At 47.5% G+C, this 11,445-nt stretch carries 9 protein-coding genes; 6 read left to right on the top strand and 3 right to left on the bottom strand.

Translation table 11 applies throughout. From position 1 onward, the window contains the following. Positions 1-70: 70 nt before the first annotated feature. Positions 71-784: a hypothetical protein gene (locus AB5150_RS11415; protein WP_055147013.1), complete on the bottom strand. Its 714-nt coding sequence runs from the start codon at positions 782-784 to the stop codon at positions 71-73. Between the two features lie 262 nt (positions 785-1,046). Between AB5150_RS11415 and ftsH the strand changes: the two genes are divergently transcribed. After that, positions 1,047-2,852, top strand: a complete 1,806-nt coding sequence (ftsH, locus tag AB5150_RS11410; protein WP_055147076.1) for an ATP-dependent zinc metalloprotease FtsH — start codon at positions 1,047-1,049, stop codon at positions 2,850-2,852. An 85-nt stretch (positions 2,853-2,937) separates the two neighbouring features. Here the strand turns inward: ftsH and yfbR are convergent, their stop codons facing one another. Then, a complete protein-coding gene (gene yfbR, locus AB5150_RS11405; RefSeq protein WP_055147010.1) occupies positions 2,938-3,540 on the bottom strand; it encodes a 5'-deoxynucleotidase in 603 nt (200 codons plus the stop codon). 13 nt (positions 3,541-3,553) lie between these two features. Continuing rightward, positions 3,554-5,377 (bottom strand): excinuclease ABC subunit UvrC, encoded by a 1,824-nt coding sequence (gene uvrC / locus AB5150_RS11400; RefSeq protein WP_368291881.1) that lies wholly within the window; start codon positions 5,375-5,377, stop codon positions 3,554-3,556. Positions 5,378-5,537: 160 nt separating this feature from the next. Here uvrC and AB5150_RS11395 point away from each other — a divergent pair, with 160 nt between their 5' ends. The 5 genes from AB5150_RS11395 to AB5150_RS11375 all read left to right on the top strand — a co-directional run bounded on the left by AB5150_RS11395 (position 5,538) and on the right by AB5150_RS11375 (position 11,394). Further along, positions 5,538-6,542: a deoxyguanosinetriphosphate triphosphohydrolase gene (locus AB5150_RS11395; protein WP_022216126.1), complete on the top strand. Its 1,005-nt coding sequence runs from the start codon at positions 5,538-5,540 to the stop codon at positions 6,540-6,542. A gap of 28 nt (positions 6,543-6,570) precedes the next feature. After that, positions 6,571-8,385, top strand: a complete 1,815-nt coding sequence (dnaG, locus tag AB5150_RS11390) for a DNA primase (protein WP_022216125.1) — start codon at positions 6,571-6,573, stop codon at positions 8,383-8,385. A 74-nt stretch (positions 8,386-8,459) separates the two neighbouring features. Then, a complete protein-coding gene (gene rpoD, locus AB5150_RS11385) occupies positions 8,460-9,605 on the top strand; it encodes an RNA polymerase sigma factor RpoD (protein ID WP_117549470.1) in 1,146 nt (381 codons plus the stop codon). A gap of 47 nt (positions 9,606-9,652) precedes the next feature. Next, positions 9,653-10,378 (top strand): class I SAM-dependent methyltransferase, encoded by a 726-nt coding sequence (locus AB5150_RS11380; protein ID WP_117875429.1) that lies wholly within the window; start codon positions 9,653-9,655, stop codon positions 10,376-10,378. 8 nt (positions 10,379-10,386) lie between these two features. Then, positions 10,387-11,394: a uridine kinase gene (locus tag AB5150_RS11375; protein ID WP_015533961.1), complete on the top strand. Its 1,008-nt coding sequence runs from the start codon at positions 10,387-10,389 to the stop codon at positions 11,392-11,394. Positions 11,395-11,445: the final 51 nt, after the last annotated feature.

The following is an 11,445-nucleotide window of genomic DNA, read 5'->3' as shown; positions in this document are numbered from 1 at the left end:
ACAGTTAGATAAGGGAAAGCCGGAAATAAAACTATAAAAAGCATCCAACCGGGTGAGCCTGGAAACAGGCTTATCTGGTGGATGCTTTTTTGTTATCTATGAGGCGGAGGAATCTGTCCGCCTGAGAGATGATAAAGTCCTTAAGTGCTTTATATGGAAATACATTCGTTGTATTATTGCCTACATCGGTGTCTATGGAGGTGAATGAGTCGAGATCATTCTGCAGTCTGCTCTGTGAGAAACATAGACATTTTTTTATGGTCATATCAGGTGATGAAACCTTCGGTATGATTGGTGAGAAATCCCTGATAAACAATGGATTTGTCACATTGTAATCACCGTAGAAAAATTGTTCTGAGAAGAAATCCCGGAATGGGATGCTCCTTCCCTCCGGCTGCATGCTGAGCTCGTGCATTCGGACATGGTCTATGTCGCGTGTCACACAGGTGGGAGTGTTATCGCCTGCCTCAAACTGAAAATATTGCGGCCAGAATTCCTCCACATAGGCGGCGTCCATCATGAGATGGGCAAGTATGCCAAGGTCGGCAGGTGTCATAGCTTCCACTGGATATTCTGACAATATGTGATCGATGTCCGGATATTTTGTTATGAGATCGTTCTGCCATTCCGGCCTGAAATGTGTCAGGGCTTTGTCCATAACCGCATCTGGAAGAACGCAGCCCAGCAGGAAATCATTCAGCAGCTCCGGCTGGGATTCCTTTGAAATATGAAGTTTATCTGCGATGTATCTGCCCTCGCACAGGTGTATTATGTATCCCGGCATTGCAGCCCTCCCATATAGAATATATTTGTCAATTTGTAAAAAAGTGTACCCCCGGAGCCCCCGTAATGTCAATAAAGACAATTTCATACAAACAGTTTACTTGACTTATAATTTGTTAGGCGGTAAAGTCATAGATGGATAAATGGGATATCCATATCAGAGTAAAAGGAGAAACGTGTTGAATAACGATTACAACAAAGAACAAAACGACAAGAATGACGACAACAAGAATAATGGCAACAAAGGCAAAAACAGGAATGTCATGGTTCTGCTTGTCATCTCGGTGATATTGACACTGCTGTGCTGGAGAGCATATGACAAGATCACAAATGGAACGAAAAAAGAGATCCCGTACAGCGGATTTGTGGAGATGCTGGATTCGGGAGAGGTGGACAATGCGGAGATATATGCCAAAAAGATCAGATTTACCTCAAAGGAGTCTGACGGCACTCTGGATAAGAACACCTATGTGACAGTGAGGATAAGCGACGATAAGCTGGCAGACAGACTTAAGACAGCCCATGAGAAGTATGCCACAACATACAAGGGCAAAGACGAGAGCGGTTCAGCCATGGTCGGAACGATACTCTCATATGTGGTCATGATAGCTGCATTCTATCTGTTCCTCTCGTTAGTGACAAGGCGGAGCGGAATGATGGGCTTTGGCAAATCAAATGCCAAGGTATATATGGAGAAGAAGACCGGAGTCACATTTGCAGATGTTGCAGGAGAGGATGAGGCAAAGGAATCCCTGACTGAGATGGTCGACTTCCTTCACAACCCTAAGAAGTATATGGCTATAGGTGCAAAGCTTCCAAAGGGAGCACTGCTGGTCGGCCCTCCGGGAACCGGAAAGACACTTCTGGCAAAGGCTGTTGCCGGAGAGGCAAACGTGCCATTTTTCTCCATGTCGGGATCAAGCTTCGTGGAGATGTACGTGGGAGTCGGAGCATCGAGAGTCAGAGATCTGTTCAAACAGGCATCTGAGATGGCTCCTTGTATAATATTCATAGACGAGATAGATGCCATAGGCCAGAGCAGAGACAGCGTGAGGGGCGGTGATTCGGAGAGAGAACAGACACTGAACCAGCTTCTTGCCGAGATGGATGGATTTGACACATCCAAGGGAATAGTGATACTGGCTGCGACCAACAGGCCGGAGACACTTGACAAGGCACTCCTGAGACCGGGAAGATTTGACAGAAGAGTAATAGTTGAGAAGCCGGATCTTCAGGGTAGAATAGACACGCTGAAGGTACACTCCAGAAATGTCAAGATGGATGAGACTGTGGATCTCCGTGAGCTTGCGCTTGCCACAGCAGGTGCGGTTGGAGCAGATCTCGCCAACATAATAAATGAGGCGGCGCTCACTGCAGTCAGATCCGGAAGGAGCATGGTTTCACAGGCTGATCTGATTGGTGCGGTGGAGCTTGTATTTGCAGGAAAAGAGAAGAAGGGCAAGCTGCTAGGCGACCAGGAGAAGAAGGTCGTTGCATATCATGAAGTTGGACATGCTCTTCTGGTTGCTCTCCAGAAGCACACTGAGCCTGTTCAGAGAATTACAATAGTTCCTAGAACGATGGGTTCTCTGGGATATGTATGGCAGGTGCCTGAGGAAGAGAAGTATATGGAGACCAAGGCTGAGCTTGAGGCGAACATTGTGACGACCCTCGGCGGAAGAGCTGCAGAGGAATTGAAATTCGAGTCAGTGACCACCGGCGCGGCAAATGATATAGAGCAGGCGACCAAGACAGTGAGAGCGATGATAACCATGTATGGAATGTCAGACAAGTTCGGACTCATGCAGCTTGAGACTGTTCAGGGAAAATATCTCGACAGAAATGCAGTGCTCCAGTGTTCAGACAAGACTGCTGCAAAGGTCGATGAGGAGATTAGGAATCAGCTCAAGAAGGCATATGATGAGGCCAAGAAGCTTCTCTCAGAGCACATGAATGCGTTGGATGCCATCGCACAGTATCTGATAGAGAAGGAGTCGATAACAGGCCAGGAGTTCATGGAGATATTCAACAGAGTTGAAAATGCTGAACAAAATGTTGAACAGGAATAAAATTAAAACAATAATAAGATCAAAAAAAGAGAAGCCGGGGCTGGCAAAAAGCTCCGGCTTCTCTTTTTTCTATATCTGCTTTAGATTATATCTGCTGAAGATCGTCCAGGGTCTTGCCGTATGCCGGTAAAAACTCGCACACGAAGTCGTTTACCTCAGGATAAGTCTCAGCCATCTGTGACACGGAATTCATGATCGTACCCATGGCACTGGAGAACTCGGTATTTCCCGATCCTGTCTCCTCCATGCATTTGATCAGGGCGGACAGCTTGTCAGCCGCCTTGACGAGCTTCCAGAGATATACATCGTTCTCGTCGTCGGCATCCTTAAAAAATATCGGTTCATAGGCTGGTCTGAGATCGCCCGGCAGCTTGTCAAGAAGTGTGTGGCATGCGATATCTTCCACATCCTTGAAGGCTGTCTTGATATCATCGTTGTAGTATTTCACCGGGGTCGGCATGTCGCCGGTGATGATCTCCGATGCATCGTGATAGAGACCTATGAGTGCAGCTCTCTCGGCGTTCAGAGTCTTGCCGTAGCGTACATTGCCGATGGTTGCCAGTGCGTGGGCTATCATGCTCACCTCCAGGCAGTGCTCACACAGATTCTCCTCGCGGTTGTTCCTCATGAGTGCCCATCTGTCAATATATTTCATTCGTGATATAAGTGCAAAAAAGTTGTATTCCATCATAAAATCCTCGTTACATCTGTTTATCGTTGTGGAAAAAGTTATATACCGCAGTGGCTGCAGTCTTGTTCATTCCCTGCGGGATCTCGAGATCAGCAATGCTGGCGGCACGGATCTTGTCTATGTCCTTGAAGTATGCCAGAAGAGCCTTTCTCCTTGCCGGACCGATGCCCTCAATATCGTCCAGAACTGAGTGGATCTGGAATTTGCTTCTGAGACTTCTGTGGTACTCGATTGCAAATCTGTGGGCCTCATCCTGAAGTCTTGTTATCATGTTGAAGGCCTGTGTATTTGCAGGGAAATCTATCTCCTTGTTGTTGTAATAGAGTCCTCTGGTTCTATGGTGGTCATCCTTTACCATTCCGCATACCGGGATGTTGAGACCAAGCTCGTCAAGAACCTCCAGAGCTATGTTGACCTGACCCCGGCCGCCATCCATCATGAGTACATCAGGGTAGATATTAAACCGCTCGTCTGTGAACCTTCTTGTGAGTACCTCCCTCATGCTCGCGTAGTCATCCGGCCCGTCTATGGTCCTGAGCTTGAACTTTCTGTAGTCATTCTTCTTGGCGCGTCCGTTTTCAAATACCACCATGGATGCCACGGAGTGATAGCCGCTTATATGCGATATATCAAATGCTTCAAGGCGTCTTGCGGATGAAACTCCGATAAGCTGTGCCAGCTCATTTGCCGCACCCTCAGTGCGCTCCTTTTCACGCTTGAGCTTGTCGGCATCCTGGTTCATGACCAGAAAAGCATTGTCCTTTGCCAGCTTGAGAAGCTTCTGCTTGTCTCCCTTCTGGGGAACAATGATGTGTACCTGACTTCCCCGGCGGGCGCTCAGATATTCCTCGATGACCTTGTAGTCCTCGATCTGCTGCTCGATAATGATCTCCTTTGGCAGATATGGAGTGGAAGCGTAGTATTGCTTGAGAAAAGACTCCATGATCGTGCTGTAAGCCTCAGCATTTACGCCGCTCATGTGGTAGTGTTCCCTGCCGATCATCTTGCCGGATCTTATGAAGAATATGGATATGACACACTCATTTCCAAGATCGGTGGCCATGGCGATCACATCCCTGTCGTCTGCGCTTGTGTCACCGACTCTCTGGGTGGACTCAATGTGATGGATGCTCTTTATCAGATCCCTGATCTCGGCGGCCTGTTCAAATTCCATATCCTCGGCCAGCTCCTTCATCTGCTTTTCGAGATCCCTGATCACATGACCGTGGTTGCCGTTCAGAAAGCTTATGGCATCCTGGACATTTTTGTTGTAATCCTCCTTGGAGATATATCCCTGACAGGGCGCCATGCACTGCTTTATCTGGTGATACAGGCAGGGCCTTTCAAGGCCCATATCCCTTGGCAGAACCTTGTTGCAGCTCCTGATGTGATACAGCTTTTTCAGCAGCTCTATGATATCCTTCACCGCTTTGGAATTGGTGTATGGGCCGAAATATTTGGAGTGATCCCGTTTCATCTGATGGCTGTACAGTATGCGCGGGTAATCCTCCTCCACAGTAATGCGGATATAGGGATAACCCTTGTCATCCGTGAGCATGGTGTTGTAATGCGGTCTGTGCTCCTTTATAAGGTTGCACTCTAGAACGAGAGCCTCGATCTCTGAACCGCAGACAATATATTCAAACCATGCAATATGGGATACCATCTTCTGAATCTTCGGGGATTTCTTGTAGCCGGTCTGGAAATACTGATGTACTCTGTTGTACAGATCTATGGCTTTTCCTACATATATAATATGATCCCCCGAATCGTGCATGAGATATACTCCTGGGACATGGGGGAGCTTCTTAAGTTCTTCTTCAAAATCAAACATGTCATTCACCTCAAAAATCTTATATAAGTATATCACTATACTTACTATCATGTCATTCTTTCATCAGAAAATTTGAAAAATAAAAAAGGATTTTGAGAAAAAACGGAGAATAATAAAAATGTGTGGTAAGAAATATTGATCATGTGATAGGAGAGATTCTATGACGATACGGGAACAGCAGGAAAAAAGGGAACACGAAGTGCTCAGCAGATATGCGGCGTTCAGTGATCAGTCCACAGGACGTGACAGACCGGAGGAGCAGTGCGACCTCAGAACGGTCTACCAGAGAGACAGGGACAGGATACTCCACTGCAAGGCGTTCAGGAGACTTAAGCATAAGACTCAGGTATTTCTGTCGCCGGGTGATGATCACTACAGGACCAGACTGACCCATACTCTGGAGGTGTCGCAGATAGCAAGGACGATAGCCAGATCACTCAGGCTTAACGAGGATCTGACGGAGGCGATAGCGCTGGGACATGACCTGGGACATACGCCATTTGGACATGTCGGTGAGCGGACACTTGCGGCCTGCGCGGGCAATAATTTCAGCCACAATGTTCAGAGCGTAAGGGTTGTGGAACGTCTTGAGAACCGTGGTGAGGGACTTAATCTCACCTGGGAGGTCCGGGACGGAATGCTAAACCATAAGACATCATGCACTCCGCATACGCTGGAGGGACAGTGTGTGAGACTGGCGGACAAGATAGCGTACGTCAATCATGATATAGATGATGCGATAAGGGGTAACATATTGAAGGAGGAGGATCTTCCGACCAATATCACCGACATTCTCGGGAAGAATACCCGCACCAGACTGAACTGTCTCATACATGATGTGATAAATACGAGTCAGGACAAGGATTATGTCGGTATGTCGGCGGAGATCGGGGATGCTCTGGGGAAGCTGAGAACATACATGTTCAGATATCTCTACACTAACCCGATAGCCAAGAGCGAGGAGCTCAAGGCCGACAAGATGCTGAGGATATTGTATGAATACTTCATTGAGGACGCCAGCAGGCTGACAAATGAATGTGTTGAGATGATATATATGGGAGAGGATCCCAAGACAGTCGTGTGCGACTACATAGCTGGTATGACAGACAATTATGCGATAGAGACATTTAAGAGTATATATATACCGAAGTCCTGGAAGGTCTGAGCATACCTGACAAACAGGAGGAATCGAATTGTATTATTCGGATGACGTGATAAATGAAGTCTTGTCAAGAAATGATATAGTGGATGTTATCGGAAGCTACGCAAGCCTTAAGAAGAAGGGCGCGAATTACGAGGCATGCTGTCCGTTCCACCATGAGAAGACTCCGTCATTTAAGGTCAACAGGGAAAAACAGATGTATCACTGCTTCGGCTGCGGAGTCGGTGGCAACGTGTTTACATTTGTCATGGAATATGAGAACCTCAATTTCCCGGAGGCTGTGGAGAGACTTGCGGAGAGGGCTGGAGTACAGCTCCCTGAGAAGTCCATGAACGCCCAGGAGAGGTCGAGGGAGCAGTATAAGATAACGCTCAGGGAGATGAACAAGACTGCGGCTGCATATTTTCATTATATATTGAAGCACAGCCAGCATGGTGAGAAGGCTTATGAGTATTTTCACGAGACAAGAGGTCTCTCTGATGAGACGATAAATAAATTTGCGCTTGGATATTCAGATATATACAGGGATGATCTGTACAGGTATCTGAAGAGCAAGGGATATACAGATGACCAGATGAAGGGCTCGGGACTTGTTGAGATCAGCGAGAAGGAAGGCGGTGTGGACAAGTTCTGGAACAGAGCCATGATCCCGATACTGGATATAAACGGCAAGGTCATCGCATTTGGCGGACGAGTCATGGGCGATGGAAAACCGAAATATATAAATACCAGTGATACCGCGGTGTTCGACAAGAGCCATACGTTGTTTGCCATGAACATAGCAAGGCGGAGCAGGAGAAAAGGATTTATATGCTGTGAGGGATATATGGATGTCATCTCCATGCATCAGGCAGGATTTGACAATGCCGTGGCGTCCCTTGGAACGGCATTTACATTTGGACATGCTGGGATAATAAAGAGATATGCCGATGAGGTTTATCTGGCGTACGACAGTGACGGCGCAGGCGTGGAGGCGACGAAGAAGGTCATAGCAATTCTCCGGGAGGTCGGAGTCGGCGCAAGGGTCATCAATATGAGACCGTACAAGGATCCCGATGAGTTCATACAGAACCTTGGAAGCGAGGCATTTGAGGAGAGGATAAAGAAAGCTGAGAGCGGAATGATGTTCCTTGCAAGGATATATTCTGAGGAATATGACCAGAGCGATCCGGGTGAGCTGACCAAGTTCCAGAACCAGATAGCGAGGGAACTGGCATATATTGAGGACGACCTGGAGAGAAATAATTATGTCGATGCCATAGCGAGGAAATATGTGATCGACAAGGATGCCCTTGCCGCGAAGGTACATGCCTACGGTGTTGCGGGCACGGCAAAGCCGGAGATAGTGGAGCGGGAGACCCGCAGACTCCAGGAACAGCAGGGCTATGAAGAGTTTCCGGGAGACCAGAGCGCGGGAGCTCCGGGAAGACCTGAGACAAAGGATAATAAGACCGCCAAGCTGCTGCTCACATGGCTTGTGAACCGGCCGGAGCTGTTTGCCAGACTTGACGGCGTGGTGAGTGAGGCGGACTTTGAGCCGGGAATATACCGGACCGTAGCGGACAAGCTGTACTCACAGTACAGGGAGAAGCACAAGGTTGAGCCCGCTGTGGTGGTGAACACATTCCAGGATGTGGAGGAACAGAGACTGGTGGCAGGCATGCTCCAGACAGATCTGGCGATAGACATGACCGAGGAGGAGGTTGGCAATGCCATAACCGAGGTCGTGAAAAAGATAAAGCTTGCCAGCATAAAAAAACAGCTTGAGAGCGAGAATGACATGATGAAGGTTCAGCAGCTCATCAAGGACAGGAAAAAGATAGAAAAGTTTAAAGTTATTTTATAAGAAATAAACAATACATTATGTGGAGGAAAGATATGAGTACAATGGATGCGATCAATTCAAATGAAGACAAGTATATGATCAAGGTGAGTGAGGACGATGCGATCAACGCAAAGTTCAACACAAAGCTTCAGGAATTGCTTGACATAGCTCACAGCAAGAAGAACGTTATAGAGGACACAGAGCTCATCAAGCATTTTAACGATCTCAAGGAGGTTGCCCTTGATCTGGATACCATGCAGAAGATCTTCAATTTCCTTGAAAAGAACGGTGTGGACATACTTCAGATAACAGATGACGATGAGGAGGAGCCAACACTTGACGAGGACGTGATCGCTGAGGGCGAGGATGTTGAGAAGATAGATTTCACAGATACAGGTGATATATCAAGCACAACACAGGATCCTGTCAAGATGTACCTGAAGGATATAGGAAAGGTGCCTCTGCTCAGCGCGGAGGAGGAGATAGAGCTTGCCAAGAGAATGGAGGCAGGCGATGAGATGGCAAAGAAGAAGCTTGCTGAGTCCAACCTCAGACTTGTTGTAAGTATAGCCAAGAGATATGTTGGACGTGGAATGTTATTCCTCGATCTAATACAGGAGGGTAACCTCGGTCTGCTCAAGGCCGTGGAGAAGTTTGATTACAGAAAGGGTTACAAGTTCTCAACATATGCGACATGGTGGATCAGACAGGCCATCACAAGGGCCATCGCAGATCAGGCGAGAACCATAAGAATCCCGGTTCATATGGTTGAGACCATCAACAAGGTTACCAGAGTGAGCAGAGATCTGCTTCAGAAGCTCGGCAGAGAGCCGCTTCCAGAGGAAGTCGGAGAGGTTATGGGACTTCCAAAGGAGAGAGTTCAGGAGATCATGAAGATCGCACAGGAGCCTGTATCACTGGAGACTCCTATCGGTGAGGAGGAGGACAGCCATCTTGGAGATTTCATACAGGATGAGAGTATCCCTACACCTGTTGAGGCGACAAACCAGACACTGCTGCACGAGCAGCTCGACGAGGTAGTCAGCACACTTACAGAGAGAGAGCAGAGAGTTATAAAGCTCAGATTTGGATGGGATGACGGAAGACCAAGAACCCTTGAGGAAGTCGGCAAGGAGTTCAATGTCACAAGAGAGCGTATCAGACAGATCGAGGCAAAGGCGCTCAGAAAGCTGAGACATCCTAACAGAAGCAGAAAGCTCAAGGATTTCCTGTATAACTAGCAGAGAGGACCGCGCGATCTGGCATGGATGGTGCGAGGATAATAATTATGAAAGATATAGAATTGTCACTTCGTATGAAGACTGTTGCCGACATGGTAAAGCCCGGCGGCAGAGTGTGTGATATTGGATGCGACCATGCATTTGTGTCCATATACCTTGTGGCAAATGGCATATCGGACCGGGTCATAGCATCAGATGTTAGAACCGGTCCGTGTGCTATAGCCAGGGATAATATAGCCAGATGGAATATGACAGACCGTATTGATCTGAGACTCGGAAACGGACTTGCAACCATATCTCCGGGTGAGGTGGATTCCATCATAATAGCCGGCATGGGAGGAATCCTCATAACGGATATACTTGAAGCCGGCATGGATGTGGTACAGTCAGCCGGTCAGCTCGTGCTGCAGCCCCAGTCGGAGACAGAGCATTTGAGAAGGTACATCGCAGAGAATGGCTGGAAGATCACAGAGGAAAAAATGCTGATAGATGCTGGCAAATACTACGTTGTACTGAACGTGGATGTGACAGCACAGGATTTTGGTAATAAGTCAGCCATGGATGAAGTATATTATAAATACGGATATTACCTCATACATAATCATGACAAGATCCTCGGAGAGTATCTGAGGGATAAGCTTGATTCGACCGGAAAAGTCCTTGATGGACTGAAGAAGGTGGATACGGTCAATGCCAGACGGCGTGCCGGTGAGCTCACACATGAAAAGGAATGCATGGAAGAGGCATTGAGACTTATATCGGATATGGAGTAGATATTTATATGGGTGATGAGCAGAGAAGTATAACATCATTAAAGACAACTGCAAAGGAGTGGGCGAGGAAAGTCGGTATCGATTCGATCGACAGGCTGAACGAGATGATCGATTCAGGAAAGGGACTGGAGCTCATACTGGTATGCGAGGCTATGCAGAGTAACTGCATGTATGAGATAGCCAGAAAAGTTTCCGAACAGAAGCGTAGGATAATACTGATATCCGGGCCGAGCTCGGCGGGCAAGACAACACTTTCCCACAGACTCAGTATCCAGCTTCGTGCCATGGGACTCAGACCACATGCGATAGCTGCGGATAACTATTTTGTGAACCGTGAAGACAATCCTAAGGATGAGAATGGCAACTATGATTTCGAGTGCCTGGAGGCCATGGATCTTGAAACACTTAATAGGGATATGACAAGGCTGTTGGACGGTGAAGAGATAGAGCTTCCGGTTTTCAACTTCAAGACCGGAGTGAGGGAATATCATGGGGACCTTCTCAAAATAGGTGAAAATGATGTTATCATCATGGAAGGAATCCATTCGCTTAACCCGAAGATGACATACGGACTGGCGGATGAAGACAAGTACAAGATATACATAAGTCCCCTTAATCAGTTGTACGTTGAAGGTGAGGACGGCGAGCCGGCAAAGGTTTCAACCATAGACAGCAGACTGCTCAGGAGAATAGTCAGAGACAGCAGGACCAGAGGGAACGATGTGGAGAAGACACTTTCCATGTGGAGCTCAGTCAGAAGGGGAGAGGAGAAATATATCTTCCCATATGAGAGCGAGGCTGATGAGATGTTTAACTCGGGACTGTTGTACGAATATACCGCCATACGGCGTGAGGCGAGACCATTGCTGCTCGGGGTAGATGAGACTTCAGAGCATTACCAGGATGCGGCGAGACTTCTGCGTCTGATAGATATGTTCCACGACATAGACACAGAATACATACCAGCAAATTCCATACTCAGAGAATTTATAGGTGGCGGATGCTTCAGGATATGATGAAGGTTCACACAAGGATAAAGAATAACCAACAATACAAAAATACGGCAC

Origin of the sequence: Coprococcus sp. RTP21281st1_F1_RTP21281_210402, from assembly GCF_040915325.1 — a bacterium.
GTDB lineage: Bacteria > Bacillota > Clostridia > Lachnospirales > Lachnospiraceae > Coprococcus > Coprococcus aceti.
Note: the sequence above shows the minus strand (reverse complement) of the source record. Positions and strands in the feature narration are given on the sequence as shown.

Excerpts from the sequence above, each read along its gene's own strand:
- AB5150_RS11375 (WP_015533961.1), top strand. The coding sequence starts at position 10,387 with ATGGGTGATGAGCAGAGAAGTATAACATCATTAAAGACAACTGCAAAG.
- AB5150_RS11395 (WP_022216126.1), top strand. The coding sequence starts at position 5,538 with ATGACGATACGGGAACAGCAGGAAAAAAGGGAACACGAAGTGCTCAGC.
- uvrC (WP_368291881.1), bottom strand. The coding sequence starts at position 5,377 with ATGTTTGATTTTGAAGAAGAACTTAAGAAGCTCCCCCATGTCCCAGGA.
- yfbR (WP_055147010.1), bottom strand. The coding sequence starts at position 3,540 with ATGGAATACAACTTTTTTGCACTTATATCACGAATGAAATATATTGAC.
- rpoD (WP_117549470.1), top strand. The coding sequence starts at position 8,460 with ATGATCAAGGTGAGTGAGGACGATGCGATCAACGCAAAGTTCAACACA.
- AB5150_RS11415 (WP_055147013.1), bottom strand. The coding sequence starts at position 784 with ATGCCGGGATACATAATACACCTGTGCGAGGGCAGATACATCGCAGAT.
- ftsH (WP_055147076.1), top strand. The coding sequence starts at position 1,047 with ATGGTTCTGCTTGTCATCTCGGTGATATTGACACTGCTGTGCTGGAGA.
- AB5150_RS11380 (WP_117875429.1), top strand. The coding sequence starts at position 9,653 with ATGAAAGATATAGAATTGTCACTTCGTATGAAGACTGTTGCCGACATG.